Origin of the sequence: Halofilum ochraceum (genome assembly GCF_001614315.2) — a bacterium.
GTDB lineage: Bacteria > Pseudomonadota > Gammaproteobacteria > XJ16 > Halofilaceae > Halofilum > Halofilum ochraceum.
This window is the reverse complement of sequence record NZ_LVEG02000007.1, coordinates 161,475-180,319: the sequence shown is the minus strand read 5'-3', so window position 1 is coordinate 180,319 and position 18,845 is coordinate 161,475. Positions and strand designations below refer to the sequence as shown.

Annotated in this window: 14 protein-coding genes and 1 tRNA gene; 8 read left to right on the top strand and 7 right to left on the bottom strand. The window is 65.7% G+C overall.

Annotation, left to right across the window (positions count from 1 at the left end; all coding sequences use genetic code 11):
- Window positions 1–33 precede the first annotated feature (33 nt).
- The 4 genes from A0W70_RS09505 to A0W70_RS09490 all read left to right on the top strand — a co-directional run bounded on the left by A0W70_RS09505 (window position 34) and on the right by A0W70_RS09490 (window position 4,367).
- Window positions 34–1,023 carry a cyclodeaminase gene (locus A0W70_RS09505; RefSeq protein ID WP_070989086.1) on the top strand — a complete coding sequence of 330 codons (990 nt, stop codon included), beginning with the start codon at window positions 34–36 and terminating at the stop codon, window positions 1,021–1,023.
- A 336-nt stretch (window positions 1,024–1,359) separates the two neighbouring features.
- Entirely contained in the window at window positions 1,360–2,271 is a 912-nt protein-coding gene (locus tag A0W70_RS09500; protein WP_083330911.1) for a DMT family transporter, read from the top strand.
- Entirely contained in the window at window positions 2,268–3,185 is a 918-nt protein-coding gene (locus A0W70_RS09495; RefSeq protein ID WP_083330910.1) for a DMT family transporter, read from the top strand. Before A0W70_RS09500 ends, A0W70_RS09495 begins: the two co-directional genes overlap by 4 nt.
- A gap of 9 nt (window positions 3,186–3,194) precedes the next feature.
- On the top strand, window positions 3,195–4,367 hold the full coding sequence (locus A0W70_RS09490; protein ID WP_070989085.1) for a M24 family metallopeptidase: 1,173 nt from the start codon (window positions 3,195–3,197) through the stop codon (window positions 4,365–4,367).
- Between the two features lie 407 nt (window positions 4,368–4,774).
- On the opposite strand, the gene A0W70_RS09485 is transcribed toward A0W70_RS09490, so the two are convergent.
- Window positions 4,775–5,230, bottom strand: coding sequence for a GNAT family N-acetyltransferase (locus tag A0W70_RS09485; RefSeq protein ID WP_070989084.1), 456 nt, complete (start codon window positions 5,228–5,230; stop codon window positions 4,775–4,777).
- A 73-nt stretch (window positions 5,231–5,303) separates the two neighbouring features.
- Between A0W70_RS09485 and A0W70_RS09480 the strand changes: the two genes are divergently transcribed.
- The gene (locus A0W70_RS09480; RefSeq protein ID WP_070989083.1) at window positions 5,304–6,224 is read left to right on the top strand and encodes a DMT family transporter; all 921 of its coding nucleotides are present in this window, start codon (window positions 5,304–5,306) and stop codon (window positions 6,222–6,224) included.
- Between the two features lie 64 nt (window positions 6,225–6,288).
- The gene (locus tag A0W70_RS09475; RefSeq protein ID WP_070989082.1) at window positions 6,289–6,564 is read left to right on the top strand and encodes an Lrp/AsnC family transcriptional regulator; all 276 of its coding nucleotides are present in this window, start codon (window positions 6,289–6,291) and stop codon (window positions 6,562–6,564) included.
- 211 nt (window positions 6,565–6,775) lie between these two features.
- Here A0W70_RS09475 and A0W70_RS09470 read toward each other — a convergent pair whose 3' ends face one another.
- The 3 genes from A0W70_RS09470 to aceA form a co-directional block, all read right to left on the bottom strand.
- Window positions 6,776–8,224: an FAD-dependent oxidoreductase gene (locus A0W70_RS09470; RefSeq protein ID WP_070989081.1), complete on the bottom strand. Its 1,449-nt coding sequence runs from the start codon at window positions 8,222–8,224 to the stop codon at window positions 6,776–6,778.
- A gap of 466 nt (window positions 8,225–8,690) precedes the next feature.
- Entirely contained in the window at window positions 8,691–13,145 is a 4,455-nt protein-coding gene (gene gltB, locus A0W70_RS09465; protein WP_070989116.1) for a glutamate synthase large subunit, read from the bottom strand.
- 26 nt (window positions 13,146–13,171) lie between these two features.
- Window positions 13,172–14,497, bottom strand: a complete 1,326-nt coding sequence (gene aceA / locus A0W70_RS09460) for an isocitrate lyase (RefSeq protein ID WP_070989080.1) — start codon at window positions 14,495–14,497, stop codon at window positions 13,172–13,174.
- A gap of 561 nt (window positions 14,498–15,058) precedes the next feature.
- On the opposite strand from aceA, the gene A0W70_RS09455 reads away from it, so the two are divergent.
- Complete coding sequence (locus A0W70_RS09455) at window positions 15,059–16,054, top strand: LysR family transcriptional regulator (protein WP_083330909.1); 996 nt, start codon at window positions 15,059–15,061, stop codon at window positions 16,052–16,054.
- Window positions 16,055–16,141: 87 nt separating this feature from the next.
- Here the strand turns inward: A0W70_RS09455 and A0W70_RS09450 are convergent, their stop codons facing one another.
- Window positions 16,142–16,366: a YgaP family membrane protein gene (locus A0W70_RS09450; protein WP_217495423.1), complete on the bottom strand. Its 225-nt coding sequence runs from the start codon at window positions 16,364–16,366 to the stop codon at window positions 16,142–16,144.
- 146 nt (window positions 16,367–16,512) lie between these two features.
- Between A0W70_RS09450 and A0W70_RS09445 the strand changes: the two genes are divergently transcribed.
- Window positions 16,513–16,588: transfer RNA gene (locus A0W70_RS09445), tRNA-Ala, on the top strand.
- A gap of 135 nt (window positions 16,589–16,723) precedes the next feature.
- Here A0W70_RS09445 and A0W70_RS09440 read toward each other — a convergent pair.
- Both A0W70_RS09440 and A0W70_RS09435 read right to left on the bottom strand, forming a co-directional pair.
- Window positions 16,724–17,812, bottom strand: a complete 1,089-nt coding sequence (locus A0W70_RS09440) for a GGDEF domain-containing protein (RefSeq protein WP_070989079.1) — start codon at window positions 17,810–17,812, stop codon at window positions 16,724–16,726.
- Between the two features lie 203 nt (window positions 17,813–18,015).
- Window positions 18,016–18,648, bottom strand: coding sequence for a glutathione S-transferase family protein (locus tag A0W70_RS09435; RefSeq protein WP_070989078.1), 633 nt, complete (start codon window positions 18,646–18,648; stop codon window positions 18,016–18,018).
- Window positions 18,649–18,845: the final 197 nt, after the last annotated feature.

Below are 18,845 nucleotides of genomic sequence, written 5' to 3'. Positions count from 1 at the left end.
AAAAGCACGACAGAACGCCACCGGAGGTGATCCATGACGATCACAGTATTGAGTGAATCCGAACTGCGCGAATGCGCCACGCTCGATGGGCGGGCCGTGGACACAATCGCCGGGGCCTTCGCGGCGCTGCATCGGGGCGAGGTCGTGATGCCGCCGGTGCTGTCGATGGACCTGCCCGAGCAGAACGCCGAGGTCGACGTGAAGATGGCCTGGATCCGGGGACTCGACGGCTTCGCGGTCAAGATCAGCCCGGGCTTTTTCAACAACCCCTCGCTCGGACTGCCCAGCCTGTCGGGCATGATGGCGCTGTTTTCCGCCGAGACCGGTCGCGTGCAGGCCACGCTGCTCGATAACGGCTGGCTCACGGATATGCGCACGGCCGCCGCCGGCGCCGTCGCGGCGCGCTACCTGGCGCGTGCGGATGCAACGGTGGCCGCCGTGCTCGGGACCGGCTTGCAGGCGCGACTGCAGCTTGAGGCACTGAAACTGGTCCGGCCGATCGAGAAAGCGATCTTCTGGGGCCGCAGCGCCGACCGGGCCCGGGAGTGCGCGGACGACTGCGCCAAGCGACTCGGTATCGAGACGGCCGTCGCCGACACCGCCACCGAAGCGGTTCGTGCAGCGGATATCGCCATCACCACCACCCCGGCACAGAGACCGATACTCGATGCCGACGCGCTTCATCCGGGGCTGCACGTCACCGCCATGGGTTCGGACGCGGAGGGCAAGAACGAGATCGACCCGGCCGCCCTCGCCGCCGCCGATGTGCTGGTCTGTGACCGTCAGGCGCAGTGCGCCGAACGCGGAGAGCTGCGCAGCGCGATCGCCGCGGGCACCATCGGCGCCGATGCCGTCCTGCCCGAGCTCGGCGCCGTATGCGCCGGCGACCATCCCGGACGCGAGAACGACGAGCAGATCACCATCGCCGACCTGACCGGCACCGGCGTCCAGGACACGGCGATTGCGGTGTTGGCGCTCGAGGAAGGCGTGAACAAGGGCTTCGGGACGCGGATTGACGCGTGAACTCTTCAGTAGACGTCAGGGCCAAGGGCCAAGGGCTAAGGGCTAAGGGCTAAGGGCTAAGGGCTAAGGGCTAAGGGCTAAGGATCGTAGGCCGGCTTTTGCCGAAGGCAACAGCCGGCACGCATCTGTGCAAGGACATGGGTCATCCGCCGGCTGGCTCCCTTCGGTCGCAAGCCGGCCTACCGCACGCGTGCGCTCGAACAAAACGGTGAGGCGTCGTTCGAACGGGCGTTGGCGCCTCGGCGATACCCGTCGTCGGCCACGATCGCCGGCCAGCACGTTTACCTTCTTCGCACCACGCCCAACGCGTCCGGGTGACTGCACAAGGGAACAATCATGAGCGAAGGGCAGACAGTCGCCGGCCCAGAGTCCGCGCGTTCCGCGGGCGACCGGCCCATGCTGGGCATCGCCTTCATGGCACTCGGCGTCAGCCTCGTGCCGTTGATGGATGGCATCGCCAAGGGCCTTGCGGACGACTATCCGGTATTTCAGCTCGTCTGGGCGCGATTCGCGTTTCACCTGCTGTGGCTGCTGCCCTTCCTGCTGTGGCACGGCCATGGCCGCTCGGTGCTGTCCCCGCGCCATCCGGGCCTGCAACTGCTGCGCGGATTCCTCCTGATGGCGGCCACGCTGTGCTACTTCAGTGCGATCGCGCTGATGCCCATCGCGGACGCCCTCGCCCTGCTGTTCATCTCGCCGATGGTGGTCACACTGCTCTCGCCGGTCGTCCTTGGCGAGCGCGTCGGGATCTGGCGCTGGAGCGCGGTTGTGGCCGGCTTCATTGGCGCCCTGATCGTGGTCCGTCCCGGTTTCGGCGTATTCCAGTGGGCCTCGGTTCTGGCCCTCGGTGCCGGCGTGATGCACGGCTGTTATCTGATCACGACGCGCCGCCTTGCCGGCAGTACCAATCCCATGCTCACGCTGTTCTATACGGGGGCGATCGGCCTGCTCGCGATGTCGGTGGCCATGCCGGCGCTCTGGGTACCGCCCAGCGCCGCCGACTGGGGCTGGATGGCCATCATGGGCGCATTCGCTGCCGGTGGGCACTTCCTGATCATCAAGGGGTTCGACCAGGCACCGGCCCCGGTGGTCGCCCCGGTGGCTTATGCCGAGATCGTGGCAGCGACGGCGGTCGGTTACTTCGCCTTCGGTGACTTCCCCGCCGCCTGGACCTGGGTGGGGATCGTCGTGATCATCGCCAGCGGGCTCGTTATCTCGATCCGCGAGCACCGGACGCGCCCCCGATGACTCCGACCCCGTCCAATGTAGCGACTGCCCGGGCCGTACTCCCCGGCGAGCGGCCGCTCGTCGGCATCGGGCTGATGGCGGCCGGGGTGTGCACATTGCCGCTGATGGACGGCACCGCGAAATACCTCAGCGGCGAGTTCCACGTCCTGCAGGTCGCCTGGGCGCGCTACGGTTTTCACCTGGTGCTGTTGCTGGCGCTGCTCGCCTGGCGCCTGCGGCCGGCCGAACTCGTGCCCAGACACCCGGGCCTGCAGATACTGCGCAGCGGTTTCCTGCTGGGTACCACCCTGTGCTACTTCGGCGCCATCGCGTATATGCCTCTGGCGACGGTGCTGGCGCTCGCCTTCATCGGACCGGTCGTGAGCACGGCACTGGCGCCCATCGCCCTCGGAGAGCAGATCGGTCCCCGCCGCTGGGTCGCGGTGCTGGTCGGCTTTATGGGCGCGTTGATCGTCCTGCGACCGGGCTTCGACGTATTCCACCCCGCCTCGCTGCTGGCGCTCGGCGCGGGCGTGTTTTACGGGCTCTACCTGCTGGCCACGCGGCGCCTGTCGGGCAGCGGGCGTCCGGCCGTCACCCTGCTGTACACCGCGGTGATCGGCGTTGCCGTACTGACGCTCATGCTGCCCTTCGTCTGGCGCCCACCGCAGGCGACGGATTGGCTGCTGATGGCCATAATGGGGGCGTTCGGCGCCCTCGCCCATTTTCTGATCATCCGAGCTTTCGAGCACGCGCCGGCGGCCGTGCTCGGCCCGGTGAGCTATGTGGAGATCATCATGGCCGTCGCGATCGGCTGGATCGCGTTCGGCGATTTCCCCGATCGCTGGACCTGGACGGGTATCGCCGTCATTGTGGCCAGCGGGATTTATATTTCCGTACGAGAGGGGCGCATGCGCGCTCCCCTGACCGACTGAGGAGGATCCATGCTCGCATTCGAAGAACGCGAATACCGCGACCGTATCGCCAACGCCCGCAAGCGTATGGCGGCCGAGGGCATCGACGTGATGCTCTGCAGCAACCCCGCCAACATGTGTTATCTGACGGGCTACGATGGCTGGTCATTTTACGTGCATCAGCTCGTGATCCTCACCGCCAACGAGAACGAGGACCCGGTCTGGGTCGGGCGTGGCATGGACGCGAACGCCGCTAAGGTGACCACGTTCCTGCCCGACGCGAACGTGATCTCCTACAGCGACGACTACGTCCATTCGAAGGTCAAGCACCCGCTCGAGTTCGTCGGTGGGCTGCTCAAGGAACGTGGCCTCGAACGCGCGAAGATCGGTGCCGAAATGGATACCTTCTATTTCCCCGCGCGCAGCCTGCTCTCCCTGCAGCGCACCCTGCCGAACGCGGAGCTGGTCGATGCCAGCACGCTCGTGCCGTGGGTGAAGGTCATCAAGTCCCCCGCCGAGATCGAGTACATGGAACGCGCCGCCCGGATCTGCGAACGGGCCATGCGCACCGCCGTGGACAACATCCACACCGGCAACCGCCAGTGCGACGCCGCGGCCGAGATCTTCCGCACCCAGATCGCCGGCACCGAGGAATTCGGCGGCGACTACACCGCGATCGTGCCGATGCTGCCGTCGGGCGAAGGGACGAACACCCCGCATCTCACCTGGAACGACCAGAACTTCAAGAATGGCGAAGCGACCATCATCGAACTGGCCGGCTGCTACCGCCGCTACCACTGCCCGATGGCCCGCACCGTCCAGCTCGGCAAAGCGCCCAAGAAACTCGACGACACCGCGAAGATCGTGGTCGAGGGCCTGAACAACGCGATGGAGGCGGCCAAACCCGGCACCACCGCGGAGGAAGTCGAGAACGTCTGGCGCCAGACCATCGAGCGCCATGGCATCAAGAAAGAATCCCGCATCGGCTACTCGACCGGCCTGAACTATCCGCCGGACTGGGGCGAAGGCAGCGTCAGCGTGCGCCCGGGCGACAAGACCGAACTGCAGGAGAACATGTGCCTGCACATCATTCCCGGCATCTGGATGGACGACTGGGGCATGGAAATCAGCGAATGCATCCAGGTCACGCCGTCCGGCGGGCGTGCGTTCGCCGACTTCGAACGGAACCTGATCGTCAAGTAATTACCGTGGTGGAAACCTGCCAGGGAAGGCGGGAACCACGGATTTGAGAACCACGAATGAACACGAATGGACACGAATGGGGGCTTCGGGTGCCCACCGGCTTCTGGAGCTTCGCTGCGGTTGCATACAGGGATCAGAGGAGAATTCATAACCATAAAATGGACTAAAAATGAACAAAAAATGATTCCGTTCCTGATTCGGTTTTTTTGCGGCGCTTGCACGGAAGTGACAGCCGCAGATGCTTGTGCTTATTCTCACGTGAACCGTGTGGCCTATTTTTCGTCCATTTTTAGTTCATTTTTTGGTTATGCATTTTTCCAGAGCCCGAACAGCGAAGCTCCAGAAGCCGGTGGGCACCCGAAGCCCATTCGTGTCCATTCGTGTTCATTCGTGGTTCAAAAAAAGGTCTACTCCATCTTCCACTGATACATGATGAAGTCGCTTTTGGCGCCAGTGTAGCGGTCGTAGAAGGCGCGGCCGCGGTAGTTGAATTCCTGGGTGAGCCAGCGGATGACGGGCCAGCCGCGTTCGTTGGCGCGTTCGGCCAGGGCGTCGAACAGGGCGTCGGCCGCGCCCGAGCCGCGGTTGTCCGGGGAGACGTAGAGGTCGTCGAGAAAGCCCATCGTCGCGCCGGTGAGTGGTCGCGGGCAGGCGCGCACATGGGCGAAACCGACGACGCGGCCTTCGGCATCGCGGGCCAGCAGGCCTTCGAGCAGGTGCCCCGGATCGTGCAGCCAGGACCAGACCTGCTCGGCGGCGGCATCGGTGAGCACGGTGCCGTAGAAATCGGCATAGCCCGCGAACAGGGGGCGCCAGGCCTCGAAATCGTCTTGGGTTACATCGGTTACGGTGATCGTGCTCATTATCCACTCCGGCCGTGACAATGCCGCCAGCCTATCGGGGTCGCGGCCGGAACGACAGCACCGGGGAGAACGCATGAAGGCGGAACAGCAACTGGCAGGGGTCGGGATCGCGCTGATGGGCGTGCTGGTGCTCAGCCCGGACGCGCTGCTGATCCGGTTGATCGACACCGATCGTGCCACCCTGCTCTTCTGGCGTTCACTGCTGCAGGGACTGACGCTGTGGGCGTTTCTCGGACTGTACTACCGCTCGGCACTCCCCCGGGTCGTGCGCGCGATGGGCTGGATCGGGATTCCGGCGGCGTTCGTGTTCGGCCTGACCGCGATCCTGTTCGTACTCTCGATCACGCTGACGAACGCGGCCAACACCCTGTTCATGATGGCCACCTCCCCACTGTGGGCGGCGTTGATCAGTTGGCTGTTCCTCGGCGAGCGGGTTGCCCTGCGGACCTGGCTGGCGATCTTCAGCGCGCTGATCGGGATCGTGATCATCTTCAGCGGCGGCATCGGCGACGGCACGCTGATTGGCGACCTGATCGGCCTGGCCGCCGCGCTGTCGCTCGCAAGCCAGCTCACGATCGTCCGCCATGCCCGCGCGACCACGCTCGTGCCTGCGCTGGCGGGGGGCGTGTTGCTGGCCTCCATACTGGTAGGCATCACATTCGCCAGCCCCACGGCGGTCCGGGGCGACGATATCCTGTGGCTGGCGATACTCGGCGTGTTTGTCGTGCCGGTCGCATTCGGCCTGTTGACCCTGGCCCCGCGTTATATTCCCTCACCGGAGGTCAGCCTGATCATGCAGCTCGAGGCGATCCTCGGGCCGATCTGGGTCTGGCTTGGCGTCGGCGAGGTACCGCCGGTGGCGACCTTTGTCGGCGGCGCGATCGTGCTGGTTACGCTTACCGTTCACTCCATCCTCGGGATGCGTGCGTACCACCGACGCTCGCGGCCCGGACCGGTGGGCGCAGCGGCAACGCACGAGTCGGTCCGCGATTGATTACAGCATGGCCCGGACAACGGCATACGGGCATCATCGGACACGCAACAGAGGAAGAGAGACCATGGTTACCGCTATCCTGCTCATGAACGTCGAACGCTCGCGGATCAATGCGATCGCAGAGGATCTGGCCGCCCGCAAAGGGGTCTCCGAAGTCTATTCGGTCAGCGGCAATTACGATCTGGTCGCGTTGCTGCGCGTGGACAACAACGAGGAAATGGCGCGCCTGGTCACCGAGGAGCTTGCGGGCGTCGACGGCATCGAACACACCGAGACCATGCTCGCGTTCCGCGCGCATTCGCGCCACGACCTGGAGGCGATGTTTTCGGTCGGTTCGTAACAGGTCGGACGCCGGGTGGGCGCGTTTTCGCCGACGGCCAACGGGCGCGGTCAGGTATGGGACGCAATCAAGCGGTTCGGGCGATGACAAGAGGGTGCGGGTACATTCGCGAGCAAGCTCGCTCCTACAGGTAAGAGCCCCGTTCGGTGGCAGAATTCATGTAGGAGCGAGCTTGCTCGCGATCGGCCGCTGCAAGGCGGCCGGCGATTGATCAGCCGGACACGGCCTCCCGGTCGACCGTTTTGTCGGACTGCTCAAGCCAGTGGACGATCGACTCCCCCGCCTGGCGGCCCTCGAACACGGCGGTCACGACGAGGTCGGCGCCGCGGACCATGTCGCCGCCGGCGAAGATGCGGGGGTTGGTCGTCTGGAACGGGCATTCGCTGCTCGTGGCGACGAGCGTACGACCGTCCTCATAGTGCGCGACCGACTGCGCCTCATACCATTCCGGTGCCTCGGCCATGAAACCGAAGGCCACGATGACCCGGTCGGCCGGAATGACTTCCTCGGAATCGGGCACCGTCTCCGGCCGCTGACGCCCATTCGCGTCCGGCTCGCCCAGACGCGTCGCCACGACACGGACGCCGGTTACCCGACCGTCCTCCGACTCGATCGCCACCGGCGCGCGGTTGTAACGGAAGATCACGCCCTCGTCGCGGGCGTTCTGCACCTCGCGCTTCGATCCGGGCATGTTCGCCTCGTCACGCCGATACACGCAGGTCACCGAACGCGCGCCCTGGCGCAGGGCCGTGCGGTTACAGTCCATGGCGGTATCGCCGCCGCCAAGCACCACCACCCGTTCGTCACGGACGTTTACCTCGCGGCCGCCGGGGGCATCGGTATCCAGCAGGCTGTTGGCGTTGCCGATCAGGTACGACAGCGCCGGCACGACGCCTTCGGTATCCCGCCCCGAGAAATCGCCCTCGACCGCGCGGTATGCGCCCATGCCCAGGAACACGGCGTCGTATTCCGCAAGCAGTTCATCAATGGTCACGTCGCGGCCGACTTCTGTGCCCAGCGAGAACCGGATGCCCATGCCCTCCATCAGCTGACGCCGCGTCTCCACTACTTCCTTGTCGAGTTTGAAGGGCGGGATCCCGTAGGTCAGCAGCCCGCCGATCCGCGGGTAGCGGTCGAAGACGGTCGGCTCGACGCCATTGCGCACCAGGATATCGGCGCAGCCGAGACCGGCCGGCCCCGCGCCGACGACCGCAACACGTCGCCCCGTCGGCACGACGTCCGACAGATCCGGCCGCCAGCCCTGCTTCAGCGCCTCGTCGGTGATGTACTTCTCGATCGAGCCGATACTGACGGCGCCGAGACCGTCATTGAGGGTGCAGTCGCCCTCGCACAGCCGGTCCTGCGGACAGATTCGGCCGCAGATCTCGGGGAGCGTATTGGTCCGATGCGACAGTTCCGCCGCCTCGAGCAGGCGGCCTTCCTCGATCAGCTTGAGCCAGTTCGGGATGTAGTTGTGGACCGGGCACTTCCACTCGCAATACGGATTGCCGCAGTCGAGACAACGCCCCGCCTGCGAGGACGCCTCCTCGGCGGTGAACTGCCCGTAAATCTCGCCAAAGTCCCGCAGACGCACACCCACCGGCCGCTTGGCCGGATCGGCGCGCGAGACTTCGAGGAACTGGAATGGGTTACGTGGCATGGGAAACTCGGTGCAATCGGTTTTGAACCACGAATGAACACGAATTCTCGCGAATGACGCTTCGGAGGATTTCCGGGATTGTGGAGCTTCGCTGAAACGGTGCGGGTTCCGAAGCGCGAAAGGATGGAACCACGAATGAACACGAATGAACACGAATGTTTTCTGGAGCGTCCACTGCTTCGGGGAGCTTCGCTGAAGCCGTGTTGGTGCGGAACTCGCGTGAATTGTCCTTCGATCTGCAGCAACTCAGCGGCATTATTTCGCCGATATCGTATTCCGAGACCGCATCAGCGAAGCTCCTGCACGCTTCTCGCCCCCCAACCCAACATTCGTGTTTATTCGTGTTCATTCGTGGTTCCGCCTTACGATCACAAGCTCCCCACACACCATCAGCGCAGCTCCCCGGAGCCCCGTAAACCGCAAACCCACATTTGCGTTCATTCGCGTTCATTCGTGGTTCCATCCTTCAGGCCGCTGCCCGTGCCGCCTGCAGCATACGCGAGAGGTCGGCGGCCTTCGGCGTGACGAGCCAGAAGCGCGGGAGGTAGTCGGGCAGGTCTTCGAGTATCCGCGCGGCGTGTTCACTGCCGGTAGCTTCGACGTGTTGCCCGATGAGTTCGGCGAGGTGGTGGACGTTCTCCTCCCAGCGTTCGGCCGTCATCCGGTGGATTTCGATGAGTTCGCGGTTGTGGCGGTCGACGAACCCGCGGTCCATGTCGAGCACATAGGCGAAGCCGCCGGTCATGCCGGCACCGAAGTTCAGGCCCGTGCCGCCGAGTACGACCACGGCGCCGCCGGTCATGTACTCGCAGCCGTGGTCGCCACAACCTTCGACCACCGCGACCGCGCCCGAGTTGCGCACGGCGAAGCGCTGCCCGGCGGTGCCGGCGGCGTACAGGCGGCCACCGGTGGCGCCATAGAGACAGGTGTTGCCCATCACCGGCGTGTCCGGCGTCTCCAGACGGCTCGCGGCCGGCGGGCGGATGACGATGCGGCCACCGGTCATGCCCTTGCCGACATAGTCGTTGGCCTCGCCGACCAGTTCGATGTGCAGACCGCCGGTATTCCACGCGCCGAGGCTCTGTCCGGCGGCACCCGCCAGGCGTAACTGCAGCGGCGACTCCGTCATGCCCTGATCACCGTGGAGCTCGGCGATGCGGCCCGAAAGGCGGGCGCCGATCGAGCGGTCATGATTGCGGATCGCGTAGTCGAACGTCCCGCCAGACCGCGCCGCCACGGCGTCCGCGGTCTCTTCAGCGATGCGAGCGGCCAGTTCGCCCTTGTCATGCGGGCGGTTCCGGTCGACGCCGCAGACGTGCGGCACGGATGGGTCGACGCCGCCATCGGAGACGATCGGTGACAGATCGAGCGCGCGTTGTCGCGGTGTCTCGCCCGGCACCCGTTCCAGCAGGTCGTTGCGGCCAACGATCTCTTCGAGCGTTTCGAAGCCGAGCCGCGCCAGCCATTCGCGGACATCATCGGCCAGGCATTCGAAATAGAACCGGATCATATCCGGCTCCCCGCGGAAGAAGTGCTTGCGCAGCGTCACGTTCTGCGTGGCGACGCCCGTGGCGCAGTTGTTCAGGTGGCAGATCCGCAGGTACTTGCAGCCGAGTGCGACCAGTGGGCCGGTGCCGAAACCGAAGCTCTCGGCGCCGAGCAGCGCGGCCTTGATGACGTCGCGACCGGTCTTGAGGCCGCCATCGGTCTGCAGTCGGACGCGCTCGCGCAGGCCGTTGGCGCGCAGCGTCTGGTGCGCCTCGGCCAGGCCGAGCTCCCAGGGCGAGCCGGCGTACATCACCGAGGTGAGCGGGCTCGCGCCGGTGCCGCCGTCGTAACCGGAGATCGTGATCAGATCGGCGTAGGCCTTGGCCACGCCGGCGGCGATCGTGCCCACACCGGGTGCGGCGACCAGTTTCACCGAGACCAGCGCGCGCGGATTAACCTCCTTGAGATCGTAGATGAGCTGCGCGAGATCCTCGATGGAGTAGATGTCGTGATGCGGCGGCGGCGAGATCAGGCCGACGCCGGGCACGGCGAAGCGCAGCTTCGCGATCATACCGTCGACCTTGTGCCCGGGCAGCTGGCCGCCTTCGCCCGGCTTCGCGCCCTGTGCCATCTTGATCTGGATGACCTCGGCGGCGGCCAGATACTGCGCCGTCACCCCGAAGCGACCAGAGGCGATCTGGCGGATCTTCGAGGCCCGCTCGGTGCCGGTCCGATCGGGGTCTTCACCGCCCTCGCCCGAATTCGAACGCCCGCCGATACGGTTCATGGCGATCGCGATCGACTCGTGGGCCTCCGGCGACAGTGCGCCCAGCGACATCCCGGCAACCTCGAAACGCGGCGTGATCGCCTCGATGGCCTCCACCCGTTCCGGCGCCAGCGGCTCCGCCGCCTCGATCGGCTTGAGCAGATCGCGCAGCATCGCCACCGGCCGCCCATCGATCAGGTCGGCGAATTCGCGATAGGCGTCGCGGTCGCCGCGGACGGCATCCTGCAGTTTGTTGACCGCATCCGGGTTCCAGTCGTGGTATTCCGCGCCGTGAATCCAGCGCAGAACACCACCGGGCTCCAGCGGGCGGTCGAAGTCCGCGGCCGCCTGGGCAAGCGTGTCCTGATCGGCCTCCAGATCGCGGAAACCGGCACCGCCGATACGGCTGACCGCGCCCGGGAAACAGCGCGCCGAGACTTCGCTGTCGAGGCCGATGATCTCGAACAGGCTGGCCCCGCGATAGCTGCGGATGGTCGAGATCCCCATCTTCGACAGGATCTTGTAGAGGCCTTTGTTGATACCGAGGCGCCACTGCTTCATCAGCGTCGCGGGGTCGGCGTCGCCTTCGATCCGCCCGGTCGCGTGCAGGTCATGGATGAGGTCGAAGGCCATCCACGGATGCACCGCCGTCGCGCCGAAACCTATGAGGCAGGCCATCTGGTGGGAATCGAGCACGGTGCCGGTATCAACGACGAGGTTGGTGCGCACGCGCAGGCCCGCCTCGGCAAGGTGGTGATGGATCGCGCCCACGGCGAGCAGCGCATGCACGGGCGGGTGTTCCGCATCGGCGTGCCCGTCGGTCAGTACGAGGATGATCGTGCCGTCGCGCACCGCCTGCTCGCATTCCCCGCAGAGGCGATCGAGCGCCGCCGCCAGGCCCTCGTCGTGCTCGCGCTGCAGCAGGATCTCGCGGTGGGGCCACTCCTCGACCGAGAGGGTCTTGAGCTCCTCGAACCGGCGCGGCGACAGCACCGGTGAATCCAGCACGATACGACGGGCGTCATCGGGGCCGACATCGAACGGATTGGCCTCGGGCCCGAGACAGCTCTCGAGCGACATCATCACCCGCTCGCGGATGGGATCGATCGGCGGGTTGGTGACCTGGGCGAACTGCTGTCGGAAGGCGTCGAACAGGGGGCGTACCTGTCGGGACAGGACCCACATCGGGGTGTCATCGCCCATCGAGCCGATCGCCTCGGCGCCGTCCTCCGCGAGCGGTCGCACGATCTGTTCGCGCTGCTCCAGGGATACGCCGAACAGTTTCTGCCGGGTCGCAAGCCGCGCGGAATCGGGTGGTGCGGGCATATCGCGCCGGCGATAGCCGAGCCGCTGGACACCACTGCGCAGCCACTGCTTGTACGGCGCGCCGCGTTTGAGTCGCTCGCCGATGACATCCGGGGTCAGGATCTCGCCGGCCTCGGTATCCACCGCCAGCATGTCACCGGGACCCAGCCGGCCCCGGGCGACCGCCCGCTCCGGCTCAACGTCCACGACACCGGCCTCGGAGGCGAGCGTGATGACGCCGTCGTCGGTCTGGACCCAGCGCGCCGGGCGCAGGCCGTTGCGGTCGAGGCTGCAGGCCGCGTAACGGCCGTCCGTCAGCACGATGCCCGCCGGGCCGTCCCACGGGTCCATGTTCAGCGACCAGAACTCGTAGAACGCCCGCAGTTCCGGATCGACCGCATCGACGTTCTGCCACGCCGGCGGCATCAGCAGGCGCATCGAATGGAACAGGTCGAGGCCACCGGCCATCATGGCCTCGAGCATGCGATCGACACTCGCGGAATCCGACTCGTCAAAATCGACGATCGGCGCGAGCTGGTCGAAATCGAGGCCGTTCGGGGACTTCAGGCCCTTCAGCCGCGCCCGCGCCCAGCGCCGGTTGCCGGCGATGGTGTTGATCTCGCCGTTGTGGGCCAGATAGCGGAACGGCTGCGCCAGTTTCCACTGCGGCCACGTATTGGTGGAAAAGCGCTGGTGAAAGACGCAGATCGCGCTGGTGAAGCGCTCGTCGCGGAGATCGGTATAGAAAGCCGGCAGCGCCTCCGGCATCACCAGCCCTTTGTAGCCGAGCACGTCCGGCGACAGGCTGACGACATGGAATGCCGTATGCGCCGCAAGTTCCCGTTCGGCCTGCCGGCGGCCCACATAGAGCGTGCGCCGGAACGCGGCCGTGTCCATCTCGGCGGAGGCGTTGACGAAGATCTGCTCGATTCGCGGTCGCGTCCGATCCGCCTCCGTCCCGCAGACCGAGGCGTCGACCGGCACGACCCGCCAACCCGCGACCTCGAGGCCCGCATCCGTCAGCGCACGCCCGAGCGCCTCGCGCTCCGCCTCGGCCGCGGTGGCATCCGGGTCCAGGAAAACCATGCCGGCGGCGAACACCGCCGCGGTGTCGATATCGCACTCGGCCGCTACCGCCCGCAGGAACGACTCGGGCGCCGCGACCAGCAGGCCGCAGCCATCACCGGTCCGCCCGTCGGCGGCAATAGCACCGCGGTGGGTCATGCGTGCGAGCGCTACCAGCGCATCGGATACAAGCTCACGCCGCGGCTCACCATCGAGCCGCGCCATGAGCCCGAATCCACACGCGTCGCGCTCGAATCCGGGTTGCCAGAGCCCGCCCGCCGGCGGGCCCTGAACCATCTTATCGATCGTCATACGATCGGATGCTACACCGATGACGGTTCTTCGGTCGAAGCCGGCTTTTTCCCGTCTTCATCGTAGAACTGCGCCTCTTCGGTCGAGCCGGCCAGGGCGCCCACCGAACTCAGGCCACCGGTGACCACATTGCTGATCGTATCGAAGTACCCGGCCCCCACTTCGCGCTGATGGCGGGTCGCGGTGTAGCCCTCGGACTCGGCGGCGAACTCCTCCTGCTGGAGTTCCACATAGGCCTCCATCTGCCGATCCCGGTAGCCGCTGGCGAGCCGGAACATGCTGTAGTTGAGCGCATGGAAACCGGCCAGGGTGATGAACTGGAAGCTGAACCCCATCGCGCCGAGCTCATCCTGGAACTTGCGGATCGTGGCGGCATCCAGTTTCGCGGCCCAATTGAACGAGGGGGAACAGTTGTAGGCGAGCTTCTTGCCGGGGAACTGCGCGTGCACACCCTCGGCGAACTGGCGCGCGAATTCCAGATCGGGGGTCTTGGTCTCGCACCAGATCACGTCGCAGTACGGCGCGTACGCAAGGGCCCGGGTAATACAGGCATCGATCCCGCCCGTCACGCGGTAGTAGCCCTCGAACGTCCGCTCGCCGGTGATGAACGGCTGGTCGGCCGGGTCGATATCGGTCGTCAGCAGGTTCGCGTCCTCGGCGTCGGTGCGCGCCACCACGATCGTCGGCACGCCCATGACATCGGCCGCGAGCCGGGCCGAGGTCAGCTTCTGGATCTGCTCCTGGGTCGGCACGAGCACCTTGCCACCCATATGGCCGCACTTCTTGGCGGACGCCAGCTGGTCCTCGAAATGCACGCCGGCGGCGCCGGCCTTGATCATGCCCCGCATCAACTCGAACGCGTTGAGCGGGCCGCCGAAACCGGCCTCGGCATCGGCCACGATCGGGGCGTACCAGTCGATCGAATCATCGCCCTCGGCATGTCGCAGTTCATCCGCCCGGCGCAGCGTGTTGTTGATCCGCTCGACCACCGCCGGCACCGAGTTCGCCGGGTACAGCGACTGGTCGGGATACATCTCGCCCGCCAGGTTGGCATCGCCGGCCACCTGCCAGCCGGACAGATAGATCGCCTTGAGGCCCGCCTTCACCTGCTGCATCGCCTGGTTGCCGGTCAGTGCACCCAGCGCATTCACGTACGGCGTCTCTTCCATCAGGCGCCAGAGCTTCTCGGCCCCATCGCGCGCCAGCGTGTGCTCGATCCGCTTGGTGCCGCGCAGGCGCACGACATCGGCCGCGCTGTAGGGGCGCTGCACGCCAGCCCACCGCGGGTTCTCGTTCCACTCGCGTTCGAGCTGTCTGATCTCTTCCTGGGTATCCATCACAATATCCTGTTGGTCTGCGTTGTCGGGATGCGTACCAGCTCAATCCACCCGTACGCGTACGGGCGACCCGCGGCCGGGTACGTACGCGGTCCCTACCGGCTCCGCATGGAGTACATCCGGTACGGGGTCGACATGCACCGCATGCCCTTCGCAGGGCCTGCCGGTGACGGGGTGGATCCATTGCCAGAGCTGGGTGCACGCGGGGTCCGCATCCGCCATCCACTCATGGATGGTGCGGTGGTCGCGCGGTCCGGCCTCGATAGATTCGCCACCACGGCGTCGGCACGGCTTCGTGGCGGTCATATTCAGTGTAGCGGGAGATCGTCTGTTGGGCGCCTGCGCAGGGGTTCCATTGCCTGCACGGCGAATGGTCGGGACGGCAGCAATGCCCGTATGAGACGTTTGGATCGAGGATCGGGTGGCCGTCATTGCTGCCCCTGGATACGTCTTTTTAGAACCGGTTGTCCATAATGGTGCGACACGCGCAACGATTCGACTAGGTGATTTTTGCTATATTGAGTATTCGATTTTCCAATACTATCAGTCGGAACCCCCAGGATGGCAGCCACCCCGAATCGACTCCGGCAGTTGCGCGCATTCTGCCTCGCCGCACAGACCGGCAACATCTCACGCGCGGCGGAACGTCTGCATCTGAGTCAGCCGACGGTCTCGCAGCTCGTAAAATCGCTGGAGCGGGATCTGAATGTCGTCCTGTTTGAACGTCACGGACCGCGTATCGAACTGACGCCGGCCGGCGGCGCATTGCTCGACCGCGCCCTGCCGCTGGTGGAAGGCATCGATCAACTCCCCGACACCTTCCAGGCCCACCTCGGATCGGTCACCGGCGGTCGGTTGGACATCGCCGCCGGCGAGTCGACCATTCTCTACCTGCTGCCCGAGAGCGTGAAGCGCTTCAGCGATACCTATCCCCAGGTCAACCCGCACCTGCACAACGTGACCGGCCGCGATGGCATGGAACTGCTGCGCGCCGGCGAAGTCGATTTCGCGGTCGGCTCGATGATCGATGTGCCCGCGGACGTCACCTGGGTGCCGATGTTCAGCTTTGAACCCATGCTGATCACGGCGCGCGACCACCCATTGGCCAGCCGGGAGCATCTGTCGCTCGCGGACATCGCGGCACACGGTCTGATCCTGCCGCCGCGTCACCTCTCGACGTGGCATGTCGTCGACCTGGTTTTCCAGCAGAACCGGCTCGATTACCGGGTCGTGCTGGAGGCCGGGGGCTGGGAGGTGATCAAACGCTTCGTGGAGCTCGGGCTCGGCATTTCGATCGTCACCAGCATCTGCCTGCGTGGCGACGAGGATCTGGTCGCCATCCCGGTAGGCCAGTGGTTCCCGCAACGCACCTACGGCGCCGTCATCCGCAACGGCCGCGTGCTGTCGCCGCAGGCGAAGGCGTTCCTCGGCATACTCGATCCGGATTTCGAACGTCACGCGACCACCGCCCGCAGCGGCGAGTCCAGCATACCGCCGTGCCGCCCGAGGCATGGCGAGGACAGCGATTTCAGCGGATTCGACCAGTCACTGGCCTGATCGAGCGCCCCACATTCTCTCCCGGGCACCGCGGGACATCGCGGCCGATGTCCCGCAACCTGCCTTATACCGTCCAGCGAAGAGGTCTCAGTGGCTCGGCGCACCGGTACTCCCGGTTCCACCGGGGCGCTCGCGGGTATTCAGCCCGAGCAGGCGATAGAGCGGGCACCAGCTGAACGCGGCGGTCGCAAGCAGCACCAGCCCGAGCCAGGCCCACCCCGGGCCGCCGGCCAGCGCCCAGAGCACCAGCACAATGCCCACACCCGTGCGTATGGCGCGGTCAATCGTGCCCAGGTTCGATCTCAGGTTCATTTTCCGAACTCCAGACGGACCGCGGGATGCGGCCTCTGGACTGAATATAGCCCGTCGCCGCAAGGCCGCAACGGGCGTCGCTGCACAGCGGTGCGCTCGGGGTATGGGCAAGCGGCGGCGACGGCGTTACAATGCGCGCCTTCAACGGGGCCGTAGCTCAGCCGGGAGAGCGTCGCGTTCGCAACGCGAAGGTCAGGGGTTCGATCCCCCTCGGCTCCACCAGATCCCCCGGACCGGCTGACCGGCATGGAGTGCCGGTCAGCGGCGTCTTCCCCCGGCGGCACCGGCCGCCCGCATTTTCGCCACCGTCGATGCGATGACATACCGCTCGCGCGGGTACAGCGACTCGGGCGATCCTCAGGAGTCCGCGGGTTCGCGCGCGGCCCGTTCCTCGCGGGTGTCGTAGGCACGGACATGATCACGCCCTGCCCGTTTTCCGGCATACAGCGCTTCATCCGCGCGCGCCAGTAATCCATCCGGATCACTCGCCGTGTCCGGGTACACCGCGAATCCGATGCTGACCGTGACGCTCATGGACGTGCCGTCGATGTCCACGGCCGAGTTCGCCACGGACTGCCGCACGCGCTCGGCCACCATCGCCACGGTGTCATGATCCGCATCGGGGACGAGTACGACGAACTCGTCACCGCCATAGCGGGCTACCAGATCGGAGGCCCGCAGACCGCGATGAACCGCCGACACGATGTGGAGGATCATGCGGTTACCGGCATCGTGGCCATTATTATCGTTGATGGGTTTCAGGCCATCCGCGTCGATCATCATGACGCCAAAAGGGGTGCCCGTGACCTCCGCTTTGCGGATCTGGCGTTCGAGGGCCGCGGTGAAGGCCCGCATATTCGGCAGGCCGGTGAGATCGTCGGTCTCGGACAGCTTTCTCATCGAGGCACGCGCGATATTCATATCGGCGCCGAGCAGCGAGGTCAGATAGGCGACGAGCACGAACGGCGCGAAGTTGAGCATCACGCCGGTAAACGTCCGGTAAGCGAACACCTCGCCACCCAGTTGCGCATGGGCGGCGTGCAGGTACAGGGCCGCGATCAAGGCGACCTCGAGCAGCGTTACGACCTTCCCCAGCGTGAGCGCGCTGAAAATGATGGTGAGCAGGTAGAGATTGATCAGCGGACTGTCGATCAGGCCGGTATTCCAGACGACGACCGCGGTCACGCCGATCATCACCCAGGTCTCGAGGGTCAGCTTCCAGCGGGCCTCGAGGCGCAGGAGATTGGCGTAGCGGAAACCGAGGACGAACAGCGCGAATCCGGCGCATACGCCAATGACGAGCGGTGGATCGTCAACGCGGGCGCCTGGTACGACCAGGTAAGCCAATATCAGGATCAGCAGAAGCCATTCGATTTCCGCCAGGCTTCGATTGAATCCGCGGAGCTCGATTTCGTTCGGCATCGATCCGGTCTTTGCCGGCTGCATTATTGTTCTCGCCCTCCCCCTCGCTCGACGCGGATCGTTGGTCTACTTCCAGCGGATCACGCCGACATCCACGGCGCACATGTGCCGTGTTTTCCAAGACCGCCGGTCAGACCCCGGGAACGATAGCACGCACCCGATGGAGCCAAAAGGCGCTGTCTAGACTCGCCATCTCGCGCCCTGCCCTCCGTCTCCCTGATTCCCGTTCAAGGGGGATGCATCCGATGTCTCTCCATGACGCGCGCGTAAACCGTATCGACCTCGGTCGCACTCACCAGTTCCGCGAGCGCACTGTTGCGGGCGAGCATGCCGTCCTTTTCCGGATGCCAACCGGCGAGCATGGTCAGATAGACATCGAGCGCGCCATAACCGCTGGGCAGAAACCACGGTTTGCCCGCAATCGCGTCCCCGACCAGACCGAATTGCCGGTCCAGGCAGCGGATCGCTTCACTGCGATCGGGCTCCGACCAGCAGGACGGCGCGGCGAAACGCTCCGGATGATTCATCCGCGCCAGCATCGGGTAGACGGCGGCCGCCAGATACAGCAGCCAGCGCAGAAAACGCGGTCGCTCCGGATCGTCCGGCGGGGGAACCAGTCCCGTCCGTGGATACCTTTCGCCCAGCAACAGCACCATGGCGGCCGACTCGGTCATCATCGTGCCATCGGGTAACTGCAACGCAGGGACCTCACCCGTCGGGTTGATCGCCAGATAATCGGGCTCCCGGTGCTCGCCCGCCACCAGATCGATCACCACCCGCTCGAACGGTACGCCCGCCTGTTCGAGCATCACCTCGGGCGCGATCGCGCCGGTCCCGGCCGCCCAGTACAGCCGATACATGGTTGCCTCCCGTATGCCCGAATCACGACTGCAGCCAGCCTACGCGTCCGTTCCGTATCACACCACGGGCGCCGGGTGTCGGCCACCCGCCCGGTCTGTTTCGCACCCGCCGCGGCAGGCCGACTCGCCACGCACAACGGTCCGCATGGGGCACTGGTATCGGCGTGCCGCGAAAGGTACGCTCAATCCGTTTCCCA